This is a genomic window from Klebsiella sp. ZJOU C1, from assembly GCF_035620215.1.
GTDB lineage: Bacteria > Pseudomonadota > Gammaproteobacteria > Enterobacterales > Enterobacteriaceae > Klebsiella > Klebsiella variicola.
The window spans coordinates 1,318,972-1,342,452 of the sequence record NZ_CP141644.1 but is presented as its reverse complement, the minus strand read 5'-3'; the positions used below and the strand labels follow the sequence as shown (position 1 = coordinate 1,342,452).

21 protein-coding genes are annotated in these 23,481 nt (G+C 59.4%); 7 read left to right on the top strand and 14 right to left on the bottom strand.

Translation table 11 applies throughout. The features are described from left to right. Window positions 1-4: 4 nt before the first annotated feature. Window positions 5-2,728, bottom strand: a complete 2,724-nt coding sequence (locus SPE70_RS06330; RefSeq protein ID WP_168443362.1) for a cation-transporting P-type ATPase — start codon at window positions 2,726-2,728, stop codon at window positions 5-7. Between the two features lie 501 nt (window positions 2,729-3,229). On the opposite strand from SPE70_RS06330, the gene SPE70_RS06325 reads away from it, so the two are divergent. Next, window positions 3,230-3,478: a DUF1158 domain-containing protein gene (locus tag SPE70_RS06325; protein ID WP_008805539.1), complete on the top strand. Its 249-nt coding sequence runs from the start codon at window positions 3,230-3,232 to the stop codon at window positions 3,476-3,478. A gap of 16 nt (window positions 3,479-3,494) precedes the next feature. Here SPE70_RS06325 and SPE70_RS06320 read toward each other — a convergent pair whose 3' ends face one another. Next, a complete protein-coding gene (locus SPE70_RS06320) occupies window positions 3,495-3,836 on the bottom strand; it encodes a RamA family antibiotic efflux transcriptional regulator (RefSeq protein ID WP_002893035.1) in 342 nt (113 codons plus the stop codon). Window positions 3,837-3,866: 30 nt separating this feature from the next. Continuing rightward, entirely contained in the window at window positions 3,867-4,982 is a 1,116-nt protein-coding gene (locus SPE70_RS06315) for an MBL fold metallo-hydrolase (RefSeq protein WP_162493283.1), read from the bottom strand. Window positions 4,983-5,161: 179 nt separating this feature from the next. On the opposite strand from SPE70_RS06315, the gene SPE70_RS06310 reads away from it, so the two are divergent. The 3 genes from SPE70_RS06310 (at window position 5,162) to nfsB (ending at window position 6,884) form a co-directional block, all read left to right on the top strand. Then, window positions 5,162-5,743, top strand: coding sequence for a TetR/AcrR family transcriptional regulator (locus SPE70_RS06310; RefSeq protein ID WP_012968754.1), 582 nt, complete (start codon window positions 5,162-5,164; stop codon window positions 5,741-5,743). Further along, the gene (locus SPE70_RS06305; RefSeq protein WP_008805536.1) at window positions 5,743-6,111 is read left to right on the top strand and encodes an MmcQ/YjbR family DNA-binding protein; all 369 of its coding nucleotides are present in this window, start codon (window positions 5,743-5,745) and stop codon (window positions 6,109-6,111) included. The genes SPE70_RS06310 and SPE70_RS06305 overlap by 1 nt, the downstream gene beginning before the upstream one ends. A gap of 119 nt (window positions 6,112-6,230) precedes the next feature. Next, on the top strand, window positions 6,231-6,884 hold the full coding sequence (gene nfsB / locus SPE70_RS06300) for an oxygen-insensitive NAD(P)H nitroreductase (protein WP_012968755.1): 654 nt from the start codon (window positions 6,231-6,233) through the stop codon (window positions 6,882-6,884). Between the two features lie 435 nt (window positions 6,885-7,319). On the opposite strand, the gene SPE70_RS06295 is transcribed toward nfsB, so the two are convergent. The 4 genes from SPE70_RS06295 to SPE70_RS06280 all read right to left on the bottom strand — a co-directional run bounded on the left by SPE70_RS06295 (window position 7,320) and on the right by SPE70_RS06280 (window position 10,529). Beyond that, window positions 7,320-7,607 carry a helix-turn-helix domain-containing protein gene (locus SPE70_RS06295; RefSeq protein WP_012542525.1) on the bottom strand — a complete coding sequence of 96 codons (288 nt, stop codon included), beginning with the start codon at window positions 7,605-7,607 and terminating at the stop codon, window positions 7,320-7,322. Then, the gene (locus SPE70_RS06290) at window positions 7,600-7,917 is read right to left on the bottom strand and encodes a type II toxin-antitoxin system RelE/ParE family toxin (protein ID WP_012542526.1); all 318 of its coding nucleotides are present in this window, start codon (window positions 7,915-7,917) and stop codon (window positions 7,600-7,602) included. Before SPE70_RS06290 ends, SPE70_RS06295 begins: the two co-directional genes overlap by 8 nt. A gap of 184 nt (window positions 7,918-8,101) precedes the next feature. Next, window positions 8,102-9,145 (bottom strand): DUF2157 domain-containing protein, encoded by a 1,044-nt coding sequence (locus SPE70_RS06285; protein ID WP_064170485.1) that lies wholly within the window; start codon window positions 9,143-9,145, stop codon window positions 8,102-8,104. Window positions 9,146-9,662: 517 nt separating this feature from the next. Then, window positions 9,663-10,529, bottom strand: coding sequence for a helix-turn-helix transcriptional regulator (locus SPE70_RS06280; RefSeq protein ID WP_008805530.1), 867 nt, complete (start codon window positions 10,527-10,529; stop codon window positions 9,663-9,665). A 108-nt stretch (window positions 10,530-10,637) separates the two neighbouring features. Between SPE70_RS06280 and SPE70_RS06275 the strand changes: the two genes are divergently transcribed. Next, entirely contained in the window at window positions 10,638-12,065 is a 1,428-nt protein-coding gene (locus SPE70_RS06275; protein WP_012968758.1) for an MFS transporter, read from the top strand. 70 nt (window positions 12,066-12,135) lie between these two features. Then, the gene (locus tag SPE70_RS06270) at window positions 12,136-13,380 is read left to right on the top strand and encodes a mechanosensitive ion channel family protein (RefSeq protein WP_004202471.1); all 1,245 of its coding nucleotides are present in this window, start codon (window positions 12,136-12,138) and stop codon (window positions 13,378-13,380) included. Window positions 13,381-13,383: 3 nt separating this feature from the next. Here SPE70_RS06270 and SPE70_RS06265 read toward each other — a convergent pair whose 3' ends face one another. Beyond that, a complete protein-coding gene (locus SPE70_RS06265; protein ID WP_012968759.1) occupies window positions 13,384-14,364 on the bottom strand; it encodes a LacI family DNA-binding transcriptional regulator in 981 nt (326 codons plus the stop codon). Between the two features lie 233 nt (window positions 14,365-14,597). On the opposite strand from SPE70_RS06265, the gene SPE70_RS06260 reads away from it, so the two are divergent. Next, entirely contained in the window at window positions 14,598-15,014 is a 417-nt protein-coding gene (locus tag SPE70_RS06260; RefSeq protein ID WP_004183289.1) for an Exc2 family lipoprotein, read from the top strand. A 19-nt stretch (window positions 15,015-15,033) separates the two neighbouring features. Here SPE70_RS06260 and SPE70_RS06255 read toward each other — a convergent pair whose 3' ends face one another. The 6 genes from SPE70_RS06255 to SPE70_RS06230 all read right to left on the bottom strand — a co-directional run bounded on the left by SPE70_RS06255 (window position 15,034) and on the right by SPE70_RS06230 (window position 23,441). Continuing rightward, window positions 15,034-16,185: a Gfo/Idh/MocA family protein gene (locus SPE70_RS06255; protein WP_012542529.1), complete on the bottom strand. Its 1,152-nt coding sequence runs from the start codon at window positions 16,183-16,185 to the stop codon at window positions 15,034-15,036. Between the two features lies 1 nt (window position 16,186). Then, window positions 16,187-17,209, bottom strand: a complete 1,023-nt coding sequence (locus tag SPE70_RS06250; protein ID WP_032729529.1) for a sugar phosphate isomerase/epimerase family protein — start codon at window positions 17,207-17,209, stop codon at window positions 16,187-16,189. Window positions 17,210-17,225: 16 nt separating this feature from the next. Further along, window positions 17,226-18,431 (bottom strand): MFS transporter, encoded by a 1,206-nt coding sequence (locus tag SPE70_RS06245; protein ID WP_324726517.1) that lies wholly within the window; start codon window positions 18,429-18,431, stop codon window positions 17,226-17,228. A gap of 187 nt (window positions 18,432-18,618) precedes the next feature. Further along, window positions 18,619-19,995 (bottom strand): phenylalanine transporter, encoded by a 1,377-nt coding sequence (pheP, locus tag SPE70_RS06240; protein WP_012968762.1) that lies wholly within the window; start codon window positions 19,993-19,995, stop codon window positions 18,619-18,621. Window positions 19,996-20,101: 106 nt separating this feature from the next. Continuing rightward, the gene (locus SPE70_RS06235; protein WP_012968763.1) at window positions 20,102-22,300 is read right to left on the bottom strand and encodes a TonB-dependent receptor; all 2,199 of its coding nucleotides are present in this window, start codon (window positions 22,298-22,300) and stop codon (window positions 20,102-20,104) included. Between the two features lie 58 nt (window positions 22,301-22,358). Continuing rightward, window positions 22,359-23,441 carry a YncE family protein gene (locus SPE70_RS06230; RefSeq protein WP_022065420.1) on the bottom strand — a complete coding sequence of 361 codons (1,083 nt, stop codon included), beginning with the start codon at window positions 23,439-23,441 and terminating at the stop codon, window positions 22,359-22,361. Window positions 23,442-23,481: the final 40 nt, after the last annotated feature.

The following is a 23,481-nucleotide window of genomic DNA, read 5'->3' as shown; positions in this document are numbered from 1 at the left end:
TCAATCAAGCCGTTTTGCGGAACCGGCGCGTCAGGCGCTTCTCAACTTCCACCACCAGGAACATGGCGACGCCGATGACCAGGGTGATAAACCAGTAGCGCAGCGGCAGCGCTTCCGTACCAAACATGCTCTGCATCAGCGGGACATAGATAATGACCAGCTGCATCAGCAGCAGGACACCGGTCACCAGCCAGATGCCTTTGTTGCGCAGCAGACCCATGCTCAGGGAGAAGCTGTCGCTGCTGCGGCAGTTGATCATGTAGACCCACTGCGCCGTCACCAGCATCTGCAGCAGCACGGTGCGGATAAACTCCGGACTGTGGCCGCGCGGCGCCAGCCAGGCCTCAAGGATAAAGGCGGCAATAGCAATCATAGACCCGACAAAAGCCACTCGCCACACGGCGAAGCCATCCATCACGTGCTGGCCGGTTTTACGCGGCGGGCGGTTCATCACGTTGCGCTCTGCGGCTTCAAAGGCCAGGCCGAAGGAGAGCGTCGCCGACGTCGCCATGTTCATCCACAGGATCAGCACCGGGGTCAGCGGAATAATGTTCCCCGCCAGCAGGGCGATGATGATCAGCAGCCCCTGCGCCAGGTTGGTCGGCATGATGAAGAGGATGGTCTTCTTCAGGTTGTCATAGACCCGACGGCCCTCTTTTACCGAGCTGGCGATGGTCGCGAAGTTATCATCGGTCAACACCATGTCAGCCGCCTCTTTGGTGACTTCGGTACCTTTGATACCCATGGCGATACCCACGTCGGCCTGGCGCAGCGCCGGCGCGTCGTTGACGCCGTCTCCGGTCATGCCGACCACTTCGCCGTTATCCTGCAGGGCTTTCACCAGGCGCAGCTTATGCTCCGGGCTGGTACGGGCAAAGATGTCGTACTCCACCGCCGCCTTCGCCAGCGCCGCATCGTCCATGTGCTCCAGCTGGTAGCCGGTCATGGCCTGGCTGCTGTTGGTGATCCCCAGCATCTGGCCGATGCTCATCGCCGTCTGCGGGTGGTCGCCAGTGATCATCTTCACGCGGATCCCGGCGGTCTGGCAGGCATGGATGGCGTCAATGGCTTTCGGACGCGGGGGATCCATCATCCCGGCGATGCCGAGGAAAATCAGCCCCTCCTGCAGGTCCTCATGGTTGAGGGTGGTGGCATCAAGGCTGGCAGGCTTACAGGCCGCCGCCACCATGCGCAGTCCCTGACGGGCGAAGCGCGCCATCTCCTCTTCCCAGTACTGCGCCTCGAACGGCACCGCGCCGTGGCGGCTCATCTGCTCGCGGCACATGGCGAAGATAACGTCCGGCGCACCGGTGATCAGCACCCGGGCCTCGCCATCGATGTGCTGCAGGGTCGACATATATTTGTACTGTGAGTCAAAGGGGATCTTGGCCACCAGACGGGCCTCCACCGCCGGGAGCTGCGCTTTCGCCGCCAGCACCTTCAGCGCCCCTTCGGTCGGCCCGCCGGTGATCCCCCACAGACCGCGCTCATCCTGGGTAAGCTGGCTGTCGTTACACAGGTCGATGGTGCGCAGCCAGGTCTCCAGCACGGTGCCGGGCTGAACCTGCACGGGCTCGTCGCTCCCCTCAAGGAAGATCCGTCCCTGCGGCTCATAGCTGTCGCCTTCCACCCGGTAGCAGCAGTCTGCCGTGATGATCGCTTTGACGGTCATTTCGTTCATCGTCAGAGTGCCGGTTTTATCCGAACAGACCACGGTCATGGCGCCGAGAGTTTCCACGGTCGGCAGCTTACGAATAATCGCCCGCTTGCGCGCCATCGTCTGCACGCCCAGCGACAGAATAATCGAGATGATCGCCGGCAGCCCCTCCGGTACCGCGGCCACCGCCAGGCTAATCAGCGACAGCAGCAGCTCGCCCATCGGGATATCCCGCAGCGCGAGGCTAAAGATAAACAGCGCCACCATCATGGCGAGGATAATGACAAAAATCGCTTTGCCGAGCTTATCCATCTGCACCAGCAGCGGGGTACGGTGCTTCTCAATGCCCGCCATCATCTGGTTGATATGGCCGAGTTCGGTCTCCGCGCCGGTGGCGGTCACCACGCCGATGCCGCCGCCAGCGCTGACGGTGGTGCCGGAGAAGACCATGTTCACCCGGTCGCCCAGCGGCAGGTCGCCCTCCAGCGCGTCGGTGATTTTATCCACCACCGTCGACTCGCCGGTGAGGATCGCCTCTTCCACCCGCAGGTTGTGGGTTTCAATCAGGCGCATATCCGCTGGTACGCGGTCGCCGGCGCGCAGGATAACGATGTCCCCTGGAACCAGGTCGCGCGTCGGGATAGTCTCATGTTTGCCGTTACGCTGGACGCGGGCATCGCTGGAGAGCATGTTGCGGATCCCCTGCAGGGATTTTTCGGCGTTGCTCTCCTGGATATGACCGATCAGGGCGTTAATCACCGTCACGCCGAGGATCACCAGGGTATCGACCCAGTGACCCATAATGGCGGTCAGCGCCGCGGCAGCCAGCAGCACGTAAATCAGTACGTCGTTAAAGTGGGCGAGAAAGCGCAGCCAGCCCGGTTTACCCTTCTTTTCCGGCAGGGCATTCGGACCAAAGGTATTCAGGCGCTCGGCGGCGTCTGCGGAATTTAACCCAGCGGCCTGGCTTTTTGTCTGCGCCAGCACTGCGTCAACGGTCTGCTGCCAGACCTGCCGTGGCGCGGTGTCGCCCGAGGGCGTCGTAAACTTTGGGTTATTCATCTTGGTCAAATTACATTTTCCTTATAAATTCCGTGAATCGGAAAGCCTGAAATCATTCCTGGCCAATGAAGTAAAACGTGGCTAAAAAGCCGGTAAAAATGTGATCCAATATCCGCCTAAATTTTTCGCAAAATACAAAATGTGTGATAAGTTAATTCACAAGATAAATATTACAGAATATTAATAAACCAAAACTAAACGAGGTTAAATATGTTTGGAATCTACCGAGGACGCCGTCTGGCGCTGTACATCCTGCTGGCCATCATTGTTGCCACGCTGGTGGGATATAGCACTTATAGTTTTGTAAAAGCGCTGGCATAATAATGACGTTAATTTACATCCGGCTGCAATTAACTTAATTACAAATTATTTCAGATTAATTAACATGAGAGCGAATGGCAGGCAATAATATTTAAAATAGCCGTGTTATAGAGAGTAAAAAAACAAAGCATATTGCGTTAAGCATTATTTTACCGGACAATATGTTTTTTAACTGATGATTAACATGACATGAAACATCCGCTGGAAACGCTTCTCTCCGCCGCCGGGATCTTACTGCTGGCCCTGCTCTCCTGTCTGCTGTTGCCCGCGCCTTCGCTGGGCCTGACGCTGGCGCAAAAGCTGGTTGAGACATTCCATATGATGGATCTCAACCAGCTCTATACGGTGTTGTTTTGTCTGTGGTTCTTAGCGCTGGGCACCCTTGAATTTCTGGTGCTGCGCTGGGTGTGGCGTCGCTGGTTTTCCCTCGAACGGTAAACCAGGAGAGCGCGCCTCAGTGGGCGCGGCTGTGGTTTTCTTTGCGGTAGGCGCCCGGCGGCTGGTTGAAGGTCCGGGTGAAGACGCGGGTAAAGGTCTGTTGCGAATCGAAGCCATACTTCAGGCAGATATCGTAGACCCGCTGATCGGTGTCGCGCAGATCGCGGGCGGCCAGCAGCAGCTTCCTTTCACGAATATAGCGCCCAAGGCTCTCTCCCTTGTACTGTAAAAACAGCCGTTGCAGATGCCATTTCGAATACCCGGCATGGCGAGCGATATCATCAATACGCAGTGGTTGATGCAGGTTGTCATCAATCCACTCGACGATAGTGTCAATCACCTGAGCGGAAATCGTCATATGCTCTCTCCTCTGAAACTGCACTGGCGCTTAGCGCCACCAGGCGTTAAATGATTGCGTCTTATCGGCGACCCACAGCGGCTCGCCCTGCATAGGCGTCAGCAGACGCCAGGCCCTTCCTTCGCTGGCAGCCGCCAGCCGTTGATACGGTTCATCCCAGCTGTGTTTCGCCAGAACAAACCGTCCTGCATGCCCAGGCAGCACCGCGCGGGCGCGCAGGTCGTCGGCAGCCTGAGCCGTTTCATCCGGCATCATGTGAATATATTTCCAGTCCTGGTCATACTGCCCGTTCTCCATAATCGCCAGATCAACCGGACCAAATTCATCACCAATCGCTTTGAAGTGCGGCCCATAGCCGCTGTCGCCGCTGTAATAAATTTTTTGCTGCGGGGTGACGAACAGAAAACTGGCCCACAGCGTCTGGTTACGCTTCAGTCCACGGCCGGAAAAGTGCCGCGCCGGCAGAACGTGAACGGTGAATTCATCGCTGACCGGGATCGCCTGCTGCCAGTCCGCTTCGGTAATCAGCGCCCCGTCCATCCCCCAGTAGCGCAGATGCGACCCGACGCCCAGCGGCGTAATGACCCGCTTAATTTTCGGCAGCAAGGCGCGGATGGTGGCGTAATCCAGATGGTCGTAGTGATCGTGGGAGATGATCAGCAGATCGATGTCTGGCATCCCTTCCGCCCGCCACGGATAGTCGCCGGGAAAGGCTTTATTGATAAAGGAGAACGGCGCCGCGTAATCGCTGAACACCGGATCGATCAGGATACGTTTTCCTGCCAGCTGCAGGTACCAGGAGGAGTGGCCGAGCCAGACCATCACATCCTGCCCCAGGGGCAGCGTCGCCAGGTCGGTCTTCACCAGCGGCAGCGGCTGAGCGGGACGGGCGTTTTCCCGTTTGGTCATCAGGAAATCCCACCACGCCGCCAGCATATTTTTCTGCCCGGTGAACCCTGGCGTGGGCAATTGGTTATGGAACTGGCCGTCCCGGTAGTGGGGAGACGCTTCCACCTGGCTAAGCTGTGCCCCCTGCGGCGCCTTACCAAAACCGGCATTGAGGACAAACGGCAATGTCGTTGCTGCTGCGAGTAACATGATGGCGACCACGCTAAAAGTGACACGGTTCATATCCTGACCAGACAAAAGCCCCCATCCCGGAGGCTTTGTGATATAACTTGATTATGAGTGAGTACGCACTCATTATTAGGAAAGTGATGAAAGTCGTCAAGACGATTTTCAATTTTTGCGTTCCGCCGTTGCAGCGACCTGGTCAGACGTGCAAAGATCGGCGGTTTGTTTAAACCTGCGTGAGGAAAAAAGTAGTGGCTCGTCCAAAGAGTGAAGATAAAAAGCAAGCGTTACTGGAAGCTGCCACCGCGGCTTTCGCCCAGTCCGGCATCGCCGCCTCGACGTCGGCCATCGCCCGCAGCGCTGGGGTGGCCGAGGGGACGCTGTTTCGCTATTTCGCCACCAAGGATGAGTTGCTCAACGAGCTGTACCTCGCGATTAAGCTGCGCCTGGTGCGCACAATGATCGCCGGGCTGGATCCGCACGAGAAGCGCCCGAAAGAGAACGCGCGCAATATCTGGAACAGCTATATCGACTGGGGCGTGCGCAACCCGATGGAGCACAAGGCGATCCGCCGGATGGCGCTCAGCGAGCGCATCACCGACGAAACCCGTCGCCAGGTAAAAGAGAGCTTCCCGGAGCTCAACGAAATGTGCCAACTGTCGGTGAAAGAGATTTTTCTCAGCGAGGCGTACCGCGCCTTTGGCGATGCCCTGTTTCTGTCGCTGGCGGAGACCACCATCGAATTCGCCAGCCACGATCCGCAGCGCGCCCGGGAGATTATCGCCCTCGGCTTTGAAGCCATGTGGAACGCCCTGCATGAGGCGGACGCCTAATGACCCCCGAGATGCTGCATCCCTGCGCTCATCGTATCGCCCTGACCTACCCGTTTACCGAGCACTGCTGGCCTTTTGGGCCAGAGTACGACGTGTTTAAGGTCGATGGCCGTATCTTTATGATCACAATGACCATTCGCGGCCGGGCGCTGGTCAACCTGAAGGCTGAGCCGCAGAAGTCGCTGCTCAATCAGGAAATTTATCGCAGTATCGAACCGGGCTACCATATGAACAAGAAACACTGGATCACGGTGGTGCCGGGAGAGGATATCAGCGAGGATCTGCTGGCCGAGCTGATTGACGATTCGTGGCATCAGGTGGTGAACAAGCTGAGTAAAAAGGCCCAGCAGCGCCTGCGTCCGCGCTGATTTTCAGCCAAATGCGATAAGTGTTATCGCATTTTTCACCCTTATCATTTGGCGATCTTCGCTGTACTCTTCCTCTCCTTAACGCACCGGTAAGGTGCTGTAAACTGTGAGGAAGAGTTATGGATATCGTATCGGTCGCTTTAAAGCGCTATTCCACCAAGGCCTTTGACGCCACGAAAAAGCTGACTGCCAGCGAAGCCGAACAGCTGAAAACGCTGCTGCAGTACAGCCCGTCTAGCACCAACTCCCAGCCGTGGCACTTTATCGTCGCCAGCACCGATGAAGGGAAAGCTCGCGTAGCCAAAGCCGCCAGCGGCACCTACGTGTTCAACGAACGCAAAATTCTCGACGCCTCGCACGTGGTGGTGTTCTGCGCGAAAACCGCGATGGACGACGCCTGGCTGCAGCGTGTGGTGGATCAGGAAGAGGCCGATGGCCGTTTCGCCACCCCGGACGCAAAAGCCGCTAACCACAAGGGTCGTACCTTCTTTGCCGATATGCACCGCAAAGAGCTGAAAGATGACGATCAGTGGATGGCGAAGCAGGTGTATCTCAACGTCGGCAATTTCCTGCTGGGCGTGGCGGCGATGGGCCTCGACGCCGTGCCGATCGAAGGGATTGATTTTGCGATCCTCGATGAGGAATTTGACCTGAAAGCCCAGGGCTACACCAGCCTGGTGGTGGTCCCGGTTGGCCACCATAGCGTGGAAGATTTCAACGCCACCCTGCCGAAGTCGCGTCTGCCGCAGTCGACGACCATTACCGAGATTTAATCTCTCCACCAGGCGCCTTTCACCGGGCGCCTCTGGTGCTGCTTGTTATTGCCGGGTGGCGGCTACGCCTGACCCGGCCTACATAACAATGTATATCATATAGTTACCTCTCACCGTAGGCCCGCGCAAGCGCAGCGCCGCCGGGCAGCGGGTGCGGAGCGGCTTTTATGCCGGGCGGCGGCTCACGCCTTGCCCGGCCTGGGGTTCGTGCGACCTGTTGGTGATTTACCCACTTGCGCGACTGAAACTGCCGGTTTCTCCCTCTCCCTGTGGGAGAGGGCCGGGGTGAGGGCAGCAGAGCGCACCCATTCACTGTTCCCCGGAACCGTAGCCCGATGCGCCGTTGTTTTGTCGGGTGGCGCTTCGCTTACCCGACCTGGGGTCCGTGCGGCCTGTCGTTAATTTGAGCCGGTAAGTGAATCGCCACCGAGGGCGTTAGTAAAGTAAAATTTGTGGGTGCTTTATTCCACAGGCTAACGCGTATCGCGTTAAGGTATCCAGACTGGCGCGGGTGATATTGGCTTCCATTCTGGAGACCGTCGGCGCACTCACCCCCATCCTCTGCGCCACCTGGGCTCGGGTCAGCCCCGCCTGCTCGCGCCATTGCGCCAGCATAGTACGTAATCGCTGTTGACGTTCTTGCGCATCGAATGCAGCCTGAACCTCAGGCTGGCTAAGCAGTTCTGTTTTTAACGTATCCCAGTCAATGATCTTTTTACTCATTGCGCATCTCCTCTAATCGCTTCAGCGCCAGGCGAATTTCCGATGACGGGGTTTTTTGCGTTTTCTTGACAAAAACCCGTAGCAGAAAGAGCGTCTTGCCTTGCTGAAAAACGTAGATCCCTCGCCCCTGTACCGAACCTAACGCACGAATTTCAAATAGCCCCTGCCCCAGCGGTTTACTGTCAGGTTCTCTCAGCGCGGTGGGATTTTGGCGTAACTTGTCTATTTGCCGGATCATCTTCGCCTGGACAATGGGCGGAAGCGCCTGCAATTCCTTTTTAACGTCCACATGCACAACCAATCTGAACATCAGACTCCCTTCTTCTGGAGGTTAGCATAGAAGACAAATTGCCTTAAAGGCTAATTTTTGAGATGCCCGGCAAGCCTATGCTCATTTGCAGCCAATCGCAGAAAAATGTGCTGAAACTGGAATCAGGGGCGAAAAAAGGCCGCGACTGAGCGCGGCCTGAGGGGTTAGCGTTCTCAACGCGAGCTTATTTTTTCTCCACCTGCCCTTCGCCGGCGTGCCAGATGCGCTCGGCATAGCGGCCAATCACCGCCAGCGAGACGGCAAGGATCAGGAAAAACAGCACTTTGTGCATCCCGTTCCAGAAAAACTCAAAGAAACGGGTATAGAGATTGATCGCCAGGAAGGTTAGTCCGAAGCCGCGCAGCATTCCGTCATCGGTTTTCAGGCTGATAAAAATGCAGACGCCGGCCGCTACGGCAAACAGCAGCCCCCACGGCAGGAGTCGCGCCTGGCTCACCTGGTACCAGCTGTCTGCGTCGTAATTGCCGAAAATCGACAGGATCCACAGCGCAATAAACAGGTACGTGAGGCCCATCGCCTTGCTGACGGTAAACAGCTGCCGCTGGCGAAGCAGGGATTGCGCGCCGTAGCAGAGCGCCAGCAGCGCGCCGCCGAACAGGACGAAGCGAATCGGGTAGTTCATGCCCAGCCAGTAGGCGCCCCACCCCGAGACGTAGCCGGTTTCCGCGCCGAACCAGTTGCCCAGCGCCAGCAGAAAAAAGAGCCACACCAGCCCGGAGCGGGCAACATAGCCGATGGCGCCGTAAATCACGCATCCGGCCAGAAACAGCGGTGCGATATGGCCGCTGCCGTTATCCAGCCGTTCGCCAAGCTGCCATAGCGACACGGCGGTAAAGACGACGCCCAGAAACAAAATCGCCTCGGTGCTGTAGTGCCATTGCGTTTCCCGTCGCTGGCGGCGAAAGCCCCAGCCGTAGCAGACGACTGCCAGCAGCGCAGGCAGCAGGATCCGCGTCAGCGCCGAGTGGCTGAACAGGCTCAGCAGCCACGCCACCAGCTCGCTGTCGGCGAACAGGCTGCCCAGAGCAATCAGCACGCAGGCCAGCGCGGTCCAGAAGGCGTAGCGGCTCAGGCGCCGCCAGTCGAAGGGGGAGACGCGCAGCGTGTGCGCCAGCCGCTGACTGTCCGACGGGGTTAACTCCCCGCTGGCCTGCCAGGCGTTCAGCGCGCGCTGAATAATGCGCTGCTCTTTTCGGGTTACGTTCATAGGCATTCCTTGAGACTGATGACAAACCTGTTCGCTAATGTGCTCGCCTTTCTGCCGGGTGGCGGCGTACGCCTTACCCGGCCTACAAACCCAAATCACCGCGGGTCCTGGGGCTGCTGAAACTGCCGATGCTGGCGGCCTCAACATCGCTGAGACGTTCCCGGCAGGCCGCATGGATGCGGGCTGAGGGCCGTGTTTTGCACGGACGCTGCCTCGGCCCGACCCGAAGCCTGCAGGGATAAGTCGAAGGCACCACGCAGTGGCGATGTTGCTGGCCGGAGCCCGGGGGTACAGGGGGCGGCGGCGACTGGCCGCCCCCTGTGCGCTCCCTGCGCCATGAGTGACATAACGCAGAAGGCGTATCGGGAGCGCAATGTGTGCTGAAGTCGTAGATCACATACAGGACTTCCCGACAGTGCTTTCCCTACCCCTCTCCCGGAGGGTAAGGGAACCGTCCAGCAGCGCCGGCCGGGAATACCCGAAGATGGCACATTGCCAGCCATCTGATTCCTTGTGATTAATGTTGGTCCAGCCACGCCAGCGCCTGCTCGCCCGCCTCGTCCATCGGCAGATAGACCAGCAGGCGCGAACCGTTGCGCGGCGCCGAATACCAGTACATCTGCTGCAGACTGAATCGCCCGAGCTGCGGGTGGTTAAAATGTTTAATCTGGTTTTCCACACCGCGCACCTCGTAACGCTGATGCCACAGCGCTTCAAACTCCGACGAGGCGGCGAAAAAGCGCGCCAGCTTGTTTTCCCACGCCGGATCGCCACGGTGCTCGGCCATCGCGGCGCGGAAATAGGAGACGAAGGTCGGCAGCACATCGCGATTTTCGATCCGGCTGCGCCAGGTCTCATGGGTCAGATAGAGATAAATACAGTTGCGATCTTCTTCCGGGAGGGTGGCGAAATCGATGCCCATCAGGCGGCAGAAGCTGTCGTTCCAGGCCACAATATCAAAGTTCGGTTTCTGAATGCTGGCCGGCTGCGGCATCAGGCTGTCCAGCATCCGGCGGGTGCCGGGGCTGATGCCTTCGCACACCGTCACCTGGGTGGCTTCCGGCGGGGTCAGCCCCGCCAGTACGAACAGGTGCCGGGTCTCCAGCGGACTGCACTGCAGGGCATTCGCGACCCCCACCAGCACCGCCTCCGACGGATTCACCTCCCGCCCCTGCTCCAGCCAGGTGTACCAGGTGACGCCGACGTCGGCGAGCATCGCCACCTCTTCCCGACGCAGGCCCGGCGTGCGCCGGCGGCCCACGCGGGGCAACCCCAGGCGCTGCGGATCGAGGCTTTCGCGGCGGGCGCGCAAAAATGCCCCCAGCTGTTTGCGTCGATCGTCCGGCACGGCGATCGTCAACTCCCGTTGCGGCATCGTGGTCATCACCCCTCCAGCATAGTAGTGCCAGTACCAGTATAGACAGGAACTGGTACCCGTTTAATTTATCGGTAATGCTACGTCGGTCTGCTGAATGACGCAATGGAGAATCCCATGAATACGTCTGCTGTTTCACCCGGCCGCGCCGGTCTGTTGCTGCTGCTGGGCGGCCAGATGCTGCCGCTTATTGATACCTCGATCACCAATGTGGCGCTGGACGCCATCACCCACACCCTGGCGGCCAGCGCCACGCAGCTGGAGCTTATCGTCGCGCTCTACGGCGTCGCCTTTGCCGTCTGCCTGGCGATGGGCAGTAAGCTTGGCGATAACTATGGCCGCCGGCGCCTGTTTATGTGGGGCGTCGCCCTCTTTGGCATCGCTTCCCTGCTGTGCGGGATGGCGAACAGCATCAGCGCCCTGCTGGCGGCCCGCACCCTGCAGGGCGCCGGGGCGGCGCTGATTGTGCCGCAGATCCTCGCCACCCTGCACGTGACCCTCAAAGGCCCCGCCCACGCCCGGGCCATCAGCCTGTATGGTGGGATCGGCGGGATCGCCTTTATTGTCGGACAGATGGGCGGCGGCTGGCTGGTATCGGCGGACATCGCCGGGCTGGGCTGGCGCAACGCCTTTTTTATCAATGTGCCGATCTGCCTGCTGGTGTTGGCTCTGAGCCGCCGCTATGTGCCGGAAACCCGTAGCGAGACGCCGTCGCGTATTGACTGGCAGGGCACGCTGTACCTCGCGCTGATCCTCTGCTGCTTGCTGTTCCCGATGGCCCTCGGTCCGGAGCTGCACTGGCCGCTGTGGCTGCAGCTGATGCTGGTGGCGGTCCTGCCGCTGCTGTTCGCCATGCGTCAGAGCGCCCTGCGCCAGCAGCAGCGTGGCGACCATCCCCTGCTGCCGCCGCGTCTGCTGCAGTTGACCAGCATCCGCTTCGGCATGGCCATCGCCCTGCTATTTTTCAGCGCCTGGTCCGGCTTTATGTTCTGCATGGCGCTGACCATGCAGGAGGGGCTGGGGATGGCGCCGTGGCAGTCCGGCAATAGCTTTATCGCCCTCGGCGTGGCCTATTTTATTTCGGCGCTGTATGCCCCGCGGCTTATCGCCCGCCACAGCATGGGGCGGATCCTGTTGACTGGTCTGGCGGTGCAGATCGCCGGGCTACTGCTGCTGTGCGCCACCTTCTCCCGCTTCGGCATCGCCACCACCGCCCTGACGCTGGTCCCCGCCACGGCGCTGATCGGCTACGGTCAGGCGCTGATCGTCAACAGCTTTTACCGGATTGGCATGCGCGATATCAGCGCCAGCGACGCCGGGGCCGGGAGCGCCATCCTCAGCACCCTGCAGCAGGCGACCCTCGGTCTCGGACCGGCTATCCTTGGTTCGCTGTTCCTGGCGCTGGCCCGTCGCGGCGGCGGAAACTATCCGCAGGCGCTGATTGATTTTCTGCTGGTCGAGGTGGCCATGATGCTGTTGCTGGGGGCGATCGCGCTGTGGCTGCGCCATCATCTCAACCGACAGCCGGCGACGGTAGCGTCGTAATACCGGCGGCGGTGATTTGCATAATAGCTATCCAGCGGTCATCATACCCGCTGGATATTCAGGAGACGTTATGCAGGAATTAATATCGCAAATTGCCGCCTTAGGTATCGAAATAACCCCCACCCGCTCGCTGATGATTATCTTCGGCATTATCTTATTCACCGCCGTCGTCGTGCATCTGATATTGCACAAAGTGGTCCTGCGCGCTTTTGAAAAACGGGCGTTGGCCAGCAGCCATCTGTGGCTGCAAATCATCACGCAGAATAAACTCTTTCACCGACTGGCTTTTACCCTGCAGGGGATCATCGTCAACGTGCAGGCGGTGCTGTGGCTGCAAAAAGGCAGCGAGGCCGCGGAAATATTAACCACCGTGGCTCAGCTATGGGTGATGATATATGCCATGCTGTCCTTCTTCTCGCTGCTGGATGTCATTTTAAAGCTGGCGCAGAAATTTCCCGCCGCCTCACAGCTGCCGCTGAAGGGCATATTCCAGGGGATTAAGCTGGTGACGGCGATTATTATCGGCATCCTGATTATTTCCCTGCTGATAGGCCAGTCACCGGCGATCCTGATTAGCGGGCTCGGCGCGATGGCCGCGGTGCTGATGCTGGTGTTTAAAGATCCGATCCTCGGTCTGGTGGCCGGTATCCAGCTCTCTGCCAACGATATGCTCAAGCTTGGCGACTGGCTGGAGATGCCGAAGTATGGCGCCGACGGCGCGGTGATCGATATCGGCCTCACCACGGTGAAGGTACGCAACTGGGACAACACCATCACCACCATTCCAACCTGGTCGCTGGTCTCCGACTCGTTTAAAAACTGGAGCGGCATGTCGGCCTCCGGCGGCCGCCGCATCAAACGCAGCCTTAACATCGACACCACCAGCATTCATTTTCTTGATGAACAGGAGCAGCAGCGCCTGATCCGGGCGAAGTTGCTTAAGCCCTATATGGATTCGCGCCACGAGGAGATTAGCGCCTGGAACCAGCAGTACGCCGGGGAACAGTCGGTTCTCAATGAGCGGCGAATGACCAATGTCGGCACCTTCCGCGCCTATCTGCAGGAGTATTTACGCCATCATCCACGCATCCGCCAGGATATGACCCTGATGGTGCGCCAGCTGGCGCCGGATGCCAACGGGTTGCCCATCGAGATCTACTGCTTCACCAACACCGTGGTGTGGGCGGAATATGAGGGGATCCAGGCGGATATTTTCGACCATGTCTTCGCCGTGGTGGAGGAGTTTGGCTTACGCATTCATCAAACGCCCACCGGCAACGACATTCGCGCGCTGGCGGGCGCCTTCTCCCGCTGATCCTCAGGCGCTGGCGCGGGCTATCACGCGCCAGTCCATCATCACCCGCTCGACGGCGGCGTCGGGATCGTCGATGCGTTTCATTAACAGATCCACCGCCGTGCGGCCGATCGCCCGGGAGGGCTGTTCGACGGTGGTCAGCTGCGGGGAGACCACTTCCGCCAGCTCGGTGCCGTCGAAGCCGATCACCGCGATATCCTCCGGCACCCGCAGTCCGGCCTGGTCAATCGCCCGCAGCGCCCCGGCAGCAAGTGAGTCCGAAACGGCAAACACCGCGTCGGGCTGCTCGTCTTGCGACAGCAGCTGCTCCATCGCCCGTTTACCGGCCGCCGCGCTAAGATCCTGCGCGTAAGTCACCTGCTGATACACCAGACCGTGCACGTGCAGCACGCTTTTATAGCCGCGCTCGCGCAGACGGGCATAGCGATAGCTCAGGTCGTGATTAATGAGCGCAATGCGGCGGCGGCCGCTATCGGCCAGTCGGGACACCGCCCCCTGAGCCGCCTCGACGTCGTTAATCCCGACGCAGGAGATGCTGCCGGTGTCGGCATACTCCGCGCACTGCACCCAGGGCGCATCGCCAATCATGGTGGTCAGTTCCGGCAGGCTGGAGAGCGCGTTCATGGTAATAATGCCGTCGACCATTTTGCCGGAGAGCAGCTGCAGGCCCGAGGTCGAGCGGGCCAGATCCGACCCGGAGTTACACAGCAGAATGCGGTAGCCATTCTTCTCCGCCTCTTCTTCTATCCCTTTCACCACCTCGGCGCAAAAGGGGTTAGCGATATTGGAGACCATCACCAGGATCATATTGCTGCGAGCGGTTCGCAGCTGACGCGCCAGCAGGTTCGGCTGATAGTTGCTCTCTTTGATCGCCTGCAGCACGCGCTCACGGTTTTTGGCTTTTACCGTATCGCTGTTGTTCAGCACCCGCGACACCGTGGCCACCGAGACGCCGGCCAGACGAGCAATTTTCTGAATAGACATAAACCCTGCACTTCCTGCGATAGAGGTGGATCCTGCAGGCTATCATAAATGACCTCTGGTCAGCCTGCCAGCCTGGCGCGAAAGCGCGGGAACGCACGAGAAAACTATTAAAAATCAGGGCTTCTCTCCCACGCCGTTAACGCGCATCCTTTTGCCGTTCCACCCGGTTCGCGCTCTGGCGACAGCCCCCCTGGCGCCCTATTTCTTCGTTTATGATTAAGGATGATATCTCCATGAGGCTCTCCACCGCGGTTCTCGCCCTCAGCTGTGCCCTGGCAACGATCACCGGCTGCACCTCGTCAAAATCGTCACCGGAACGCCACGCTTACGCGTTTGTCGCCCACCGCTCCGATTTTGTCGGCGGCAATTTCACCGTCAACCGCCAGGAAAATTACCGTTTAAACCTGCCGACCTTCACGGCAATGTACGCCCGCGGCCAGCAGGATAAAGCCGCTGGCATGAGTGAAAGCGACGCCCGCCGCACCGCTGAGGCCATCAAACAACAGGCGGCGCAGGGCACCCGCACCGAGCACGCCTTTACCGGCAACGCCAGCGACAAATGGGATAATGCGATGGAAAATAAAGATGCCGTCCTGTTCGGCAACGAGCTCTCCGGTGCCTATCTCGACGGCTATCTTGGGGTGAAATAATCCTGCGCCCCGCCTGCGCTCAGCGTTCGACGCTGACCCAGCGCTGCTGCTGATGGCTTTTGACGATCGCCTCGATGATGTACATCACATCGGCGCCGTCGTCGAAAGCGGCGAAGCGCCGGGCCCCGGCCTCCGGCATCTTCCCGGCGCGCACCGCCTGATAAAAATGCCCCATCATATTCTTGAAGGCATCCGGCCAGCCCTCAATATGGCCGCCGGGATAATGGGCGCTGGCGGCGGCCTCCGGCCGCAGCAGGCTCGGGTCGTCGCTGAGCAGGCGATCCGGCTGCTCGCGGTGGCCGATCCACAGTCGCTGGGGCACTTCCTGATCCCAGGCCAGAGAACAGAGGCTGCCGTTAATCTCCACCGCCAGACGGTTTTTCCGCCCGGCGCTCACCTGGGAGACCATCAAGCTGCCTTTGCTGCCATCGTCAAAACGCAACAGCACCGAGCCAAAGTCCTCAGTATCGACAGGCCGGGTTTCATATGCCTGCGCCTCGTGAACGGCGCTGAAGGTCGCTTTGCCATTGACTGGCGCTTTACGCGTCGGCCAGACAATCGACAGATCCGCCATCACCTCGACAATCCGCCGACCGGTCATAAACTGCACGGTATCGCACCAGTGGGAGCCGATGTCGGCCACCGTCCGCGACGCGCCGCCCTGCGCCGAATCGACCCGCCAGTTGTAGTCGGTCTCCAGCAGCATCCAGTCCTGTAAATAGCTGCCGTGCGCCGCGAAGATCCTGCCGACCTCGCCATGGCGGATCATCGCCGCCGCCTGCTGGACCATGGCGAACTGGCGATAGACGAAGCTGACGCCATGCACCACGCCGGCCCGGGCGGCAAGCGCCACCAGCTCCCGCGCCTCCTCCGCCGTCATACACAGCGGCTTTTCCGAGAAGACGTGCAGCCCGGCGGCGAGGATCTGCCGGTTAATCTGGGCATGCAGATGGTTCGGCGTACAGTTATGCACCACCTGCAGCCCCGGATGGGCCAGCAGCGCCTCCACGCTGTCGTAGGCATGGGCAATGTTCAGCGCCTGCGCCTTGCGCTGCGCCGCCTCAAGGCGGCTGTCGCACAGCGCCACGACCTCGACATCTCCCAGCCGCCGCAGCGCCTCCAGATGCGCCGGGCCAATAAACCCTGCCCCGATTATCGCAACCTGAATCATGTTATTCCCTCCCGCCGGCGGCAAAGTCATCGAAGGCCCGTCCGGCAACGGGAATGATATGGCGGCGGATAAACTCGCTGCCCTCGCGCGCGCCGGTCTCGGCGTCCTTCAGGCAGCACTCCCACTCCAGCACCGCCCAGCCGTCAAAATCATATTCGGTCAGCTTACTGAACACCCCTTTGAAGTCGATCTGCCCGTCGCCGGGAGAGCGGAAACGCCCGGCCCGCTGCTGCCAGGGCTGGTATCCGCCATAGACGCCATTGCGCCCGTTGCGGCGAAATTCGGCGTCCTTGACGTGAAACGCTTTAATACGCGAGTGATAGATATCGATATAAGTCAGATAGTCCATCTGCTGCAGATGCAGGTGGCTCGGGTCATAGAGCATATTGCAGCGCGGATGGTTATCCACCAGCGCGAGAAAACGCTCAAAGGTCACGCCATCGTGCAGATCTTCGCCGGGGTGGATCTCATAGCAGACATCGACGCCCTGTTCGTCGAAGTGGTCCAGCAGCGGCCGCCAGCGCCGGGCCAGCTCGGCAAAGGCCTCATCCAGAAGCGGCTGATTGTGCGGCGGCCACGGATAAAAAAAGGGCCATGCCAGCGCCCCGGAAAAGGTCGCATGGGCCTTCAGCCCCAGACGGCCGGAGGCCACTGCCGCCTGGCGCACTTTCTCCACCGCCCAGCGCTGGCGCGCCTGCGGATCGCCATGTAACGCGGCTGGGGCAAAGGCGTCAAACGCCGCGTCATACGCCGGATGCACCGCCACCAGTTGCCCTTCAAGATGAGTGGACAGCTCGCTGATGACCAGCCCATGCTCCGCCAGGGTGCCGCGGACCTCGTCGCAGTAGGTCTGGCTCGCCGCCGCCCGCTCGACATCGAAAATCGCCGGGTGGTTGCAGGGGATCTGCAATGCCTTGTACCTCAGGCCGGCGGCCCACTGCGCCATCCCCGCCAGGGTGTTGAACGGCGCCTGCGGGCCGATAAACTGCGCCAGAAAAATGCCCGGTCCCTTAATCGTTTTCATACCCCCTCCTGAAAAATTAGTGCGGCTCTTTCTCGTTGTACTGGAAAGAGAAAAGGAAAATCAGCGCGATAACCGCGGCGGCCACCGCCGGGATCCACCAAAAGGTCACCCAGGCCTGCGGCACGCTCTGGCCGGCCACCAGATGGTTATACAGCGCGCCGGAGATCTGCGAGCCCAGCAGCATGCCGATCCCGTAGGTGAACATCACAATCATGCTCTGCGCCTGGCCTTTGACCTTCTCGCCCGTCACGCGGTCGGTGTAGATAAAACCGACGACAAAGAAAAAGTCATAGCACACGCCGTGCAGCAAAATGCCCAGATAGAGCAGGAAGCGCCCCTCTTCGCTGACCCCGAGGGCAAAAAAGGCGTAGCGGACAAACCACGCCACCATACCGATGAGCAGCATATATTTCACCCCGAGGCGACGGAACAGCAGCGGGATCACCAGCATAAAGACGATCTCTGACATCTGGCCGAACGACATCGCGGTGCTGACATCCTTGACGCCGGCATCCGCCAGATACGACGCGGTATAGGCGTAATAGGTGCCTAACGGCACGGAAATTAAGGTGGCGCAGAGGGAGAAAATCAGGAAGTGACGGGTTTTCAGCAGCGCGAAGGCGTCCGCGCACAGCAGATCGCGAAACTGCACCGGCATGCCTTTGGCCGGCGCCGGGGTATGGGGCAGCGTCAGGCTGTAGATCGCCAGCGCCACCGAACAGAGCGCCGCCACGGTGAAGATGCCGGTGGTATCAGAGATGCCGGTCACCCCGATGCAGATCCCGGCGATAATCCAGCCGATGGTGCCGAACACGCGGACCACCGGGAAGGTTTTATCGATATTGGCCAGGCTGTGGAACGCAATATTGTTGGTCAGCGCCAGGGTCGGCATATAGCACAGCGTATAGCCGAACAGCAGGCCAATCAGCAGGGCGCCGTTCTGCGCCACCAGCGCCTGGGGGACAAACCACAGGATCGCCGCCCCGGCCAGGTGCATCACCGCCATCACCTTCTGCGAGGCGAAAAAGCGGTCCACCAGCATCCCCAGCACAAAGGGGGACAGGATGGAGGCGATCGGCCCGGCGGAGAACGCATCGCCGATCAGCAGTGACATCTCATAGCGGGTCATCACCAGCCCCAGGGTCACCGACCAGCTGCCCCAGATAAAGAACTGCATAAACATCATTAACGACAACCGCGGCACCAGAAAACGGTGGCTCACGCGGACACTTTCCCGACCTTCTGTTGTTGTGACCATGTTGCTCGCCCTCAGAAAAGTAATCGATTACAAAATCGCTCAACACAAAAGTAATCGATTACAAAAAGAAGATCGCCAGACAAATTCCCCACCTGCGAAGAGGATCACAATAAAAAGGCAGGCAGCCCCGCCGGACGGCGGGGCGTCTCGCTTACGCCGGGCGGCGCAGCAGTTTGAAGGCGATAAACAGGAACAGGATCCACACCGGCAGCAGGATTGCCGACAGGCGCATGCCGTCGATAGTGCACATCAGCACCAGAATCAACCCAAGGAAAGCAATGCAGAAGTAGTTGCTGGCGGGCGCCAGCAGCGCTTTGAACTTCGATTCACGCCCTTTGCGGCGCTGGGCGGCACGGAACTTCAGGTGCGCCATACAGATCATGATCCAGTTCAGGAGCAGCGTCGCCACCACCAGGGCCATCAGCAGCCCCAGCGCTTCATGCGGCAGCAGGTAGTTCAGCACCACCACCAGCGAGGTAATGACGCCTGACAGCAGCAGCGAATTCACCGGCACGCCGCGTTTGCTGACGCGGGCGAGGAACGTCGGCGCATTGCCCTGCACCGACAGGCCGAACAGCATCCGGCTGTTGGAGTACACACCGCTGTTATAGACCGACAGCGAGGCCACCAGAATGACGAAGTTCAGCGCGGAGGCCACCATGTTGCTGTCGAGATGATGGAAAATCATCACAAACGGGCTGCTGTCGGATTTGATCTCCACCCACGGGTAGAGCGCCAGCAGCACCACCAGCGAACCGATATAGAACAGCAGGATACGATAAACCACCTGGTTCACCGCTTTCGGGATGCTCTTTTCCGGGTTTTGCGCTTCGGCGGCGGTGATGCCGATAAGTTCCAGCCCGCCGAAGGAGAACATAATCACCGCCAGCGACAGAATAAGACCGTGCCAGCCGGTGGCGAGGAAGCCGCCGTGTTTCCACAGGTTGTCGAACCCGGCTTTGCTGCCGCCGTGGCCGCCAAACAGCATCCACAGGCCAAAGGCAATCATGCCGATAATCGCCAGCACCTTAATCAGTGCGAACCAGAACTCCGCTTCGCCATACAGACGGACGTTGACCAGGTTGACGGCGTTAATAATGAGGAAGAAGGCCGCCGCCCAAACCCAGGTGGGCACGTCGGGGAGCCAGTACTGCATGTAGATCCCGGCGGCGGTCAGTTCCGCCATCCCTACCAGCACGAACATCACCCAGTAGTTCCAGCCGGACAGGAAACCAGCGAACGGGCCCCAGTATTTGTAGGCAAAGTGGGCAAAGGAGCCGGATACTGGCTCTTCCACCACCATCTCGCCCAGCTGGCGCATGATCAGAAAAGCGACAATCCCGGCCACGGCGTAGCCCAATAAGACCGCCGGGCCAGCCATTTGAATCGCAGGACCAATGCCAAGAAACAGGCCGGTACCAATCGCGCCGCCAAGGGCGATAAGTTGAATGTGTCGGTTCTGTAAACCGCGATGAAGCGTCGGGCCGCTCTCTTCTACGGCATCCGACGACGTTGACGCGTCTTTCACGTCGTTCCCCTGTGTGTTTTTGTGAAGGGGCACCTTTTATCACTTAGGGGGAATTGTCGCAAGTTGCGCGGGGCGAGCGTCAGCCGCCCGCCCCGCTTTTTTAGCGTCAGAAGTCGTAGCTCATTGAGACGCGCACGGTACGCGGATCGCCTTCGAACAGATAGGTACCGGTATCGTCAATGCCAGACCAGTACTTCTCGTTGGTCACGTTGGTCACCCCGACGCGCCAGGTCATTTCGTTCTGGTCGGCGTTCAGGCGCATACGATAGCGCAGGCCTAAATCCAGGGTGGTGTAGCTATCCAGCTTCTTGGTATTGGCCGCATCGGCATACTGCGACCCGCTATGATTGACGCGCGCGGTGGCGGTCAGGCCTTCCACCGGCTTGATATCATACTCGGCGCCGAGCACTGCGTAGAAGTTAGCCACCCCGATGGCATCTTTACCGTCGGTTGCGCCTTTAGCGGTTTTAGTCTGTTTGGCATCCAGCCACACCGTACTGGCGTTAAGACGCAGCCCCAGCATCGGCTCGCCGAAGACGTTCATCTCTACGCCGCGGTTACGCTGCTCGCCGTCGAGGCCGTAATTGCCAGCGGTATCGGAAATAGCGTTCGGTTTTTTGATTTCAAACAGCGCCAGCGATCCGCCGATCGTTCCGTAGTCGATCTTGACGCCCACTTCGTCCTGCTTCGAGTGCGCGATCCCGGTACTCTGCCCGGCATTGGCCGCCGTCGTCGGCGCCACAGAGCCCGGCTGCAGCGCTTCGGTATGGTTAGCATACAGCGACAGCTGCTCCCACGGCTTGTACACCAGGCCAAACGTCGGCATCCAGCGGCTTTGAGTATAACGCGAAGAGGTATCTTCCAGCCCGGTGGCGTTGCTGTAGTTGCGCACAACCACTTTCTGATGACGAGCGGCGGCGGTAAACAGCACTTTATCGTTAAAGAAGCCGAGGGTATCACTCAGCAGCCAGCCCTGCGTACGGCTGCGCGAGGTGACCAGCGGATCGTGGTAGTTGCCGCCAAAATAGGCGTTATCCGGCATCGCCACATCACGGTTGTCATAGATATTGGTGGTCGGATTCTTCGCCGACATCCGCCAGGCGGTAGCATCGGTATGCACCTGCGCCGCATAGCCGAGGTTCACCTTATGCGAAATCGCGCCGGTATTGAAATCGCCGCGTACCCCGCCCATGCCGCTGATCGCGTCAATAATGCGGTTAGTATCCAGGCGGCCCACCGTCGCATCGCCGTTTTTATTCAGAAGCTTCGGCGCGCTGTAGGTACCAATTTCATGCGAATGCTGGCCGCCAAGGGCGCTGTATACCGTCCAGCTATCGGTCAGGTCGTATTCTGCCTTCGCCATGCCGAATTCGCTTTCGATATCGCTATAGCCCCACTTCTGGCTGTAGTTTTTGCTGTTGTCCGGCAGCGCCGGAACGAAATCCACGCCGCTGATATTGACGCCCATCGTACCGCCGTGGAACGTTTTCTTCTGGTAGCCGAAATCGAGCGAGGAGCGGAAACGGTCGCCGCGGTAATCAAGCCCCAGCGAAGCCAGCGTAGTACGACGTTTATCATTATCGATAGCGCCTTCACCCTCGCGATGCACCAGGTTGACCCGGGCGCCGAACTGGTTGTTGTCGCCGAAACGGCGTCCCAGGTCGAGGGTGCCGCCCACCTGAGAATCAGAGGTATAGTCGACGCCAACGCGCGCGGTCGGCAGATCTTCCGCCCGTTTCGGCTCAAGGTTAATCATCCCGCCGACGCCGCTGCTGGCCGCACCGTTAAGCAGGCTGTTAGCTCCTTTGAAAATTTCAACGCGCTCCAGCATCTGGGTGTCCATCACCTGACGCGGCACCACGCCCGCCAGGCCGCCCATGGTCATGTCATCGCCATCGAGCTTAAACCCGCGGATTCGATAGGTCTCGGCGAAGTTGCCGTAGCCCTGTACGGCCTGCACGCCAGCATCGTTACTGACGACATCGGCGATGGTTTTCGCCTGCTGATCCTGAATCAGTTTCGAGGTATAGCCGATAACGTTAAAAGGAACGTCCATCGCCTTTTGTTCGCCAAGCATCCCCAGACGACCGCCGTGGGCGATCTGCCCGTCGAGGAATGCCGGAACCACAAGGTTGCCGCCGGATTTAAAATCGCTGGTTTCGTTAGCCTCGACGATGAGGGTCTCTTCGCCAGGTTGCTTCGCGGCGGCAGCGTCCGCGGCCATCGCCGTTTGACTGGCAGCGCCGATGGCTAAGGCCAGCAGCGTTTTACGCAGCGGGAAGGATGAATAGTGCGTGGTGTGCATAATTTGCCCCATGGATGAGGATAAATGAATCAAAGGGCCCGTGCCGGACCCGTTATTTTTATTGCGCGTTCAGGTCAATGCGTACGACGCTGTCCGGGCCTTTTGTGGAGTGGTCTTTATTGAAGGGCTGTTTGACGGTGACAAATAGCGTCTGACCATCGGCGGAAAGCAGCAGGCTGTTGGGATTGGCCGGCAGCGCCCAGCTTTTCTTCAGCGTGTAGCGGCTGGCGTCAAGGCTGATAACCTTGCCGGATTCACGCTGCGAAATATAAATTTCGTGGCGTTTCTTATTGAACTGCACTGCCAGCGAATCGCCGACGTCGAGCTGTTTAAGCAGCTTGCCGCTGTGGATATCCAGCACCAGAGTGGTTTTCGCTTTCGAGTTATCAGTCACAAACAGGCGGCCGGTGTCGCTATCTTCGGCCATATTAAGCAGCAGCGCTGGCTTGTCGCCCAGCGGCTTCCAGCGCTGTTCAATGCGCTGGTTATGTGGGTTGATCACCAGAATTTCACCGCTGCCGTTAGCGGCGTACACGCGACCGGTTTGTGCGGAGTAGTGCAGGCCGGTCATCCATTTACCGGTATTTTTAATCCGTGTTTTCAGCTTCAGAGTGGTGGCGTCAACCACCCAGATTTGCGCCGGGTCGGCGACCGCACCAACGTAGAGAGTATTGTTCAGCAACAGCAGCTGGCGGGCCCCATAAGGGCGACCTTTTTCATTGCGCTCGCTGAACAGCAGGCGGTTTTTTACCTTGCCGGTGGCGGTGTCGATAGCGCTGATGCCGCCGTCCAGCGAATTGCTGACATACAGCGTTTTACCCTCCGCAGAGAGCTGTAAAGCGAAGTTTTTCAGATCGGTGTGCGTCAGGCCGATGGTATTGAGGGTGTGCGGATCCAGTGTGTAGACCGCCCCGCCCTGCACATTTTTAAAGCCTTCGGCGCTGGCGACGTACAGCGCATCACCCTGCGGGCTTAACGCCATCTCGTACAGCCCTTCCGCTAGCTGGCGCTGCAGCGGTTGCGCCACGTTAGGGGCTGGCGAGTCGACAACCGGTTGGGAAACGGCAGAGGAATGAGGCGTCGCGCAGCCGCTTAACGCCGCGCTGATGGCCAGCGTCAACGTCGGAAGTGTGTATTTCATTGGATCAACCCTATAAAAAATCAATGACCCGATGGACGCG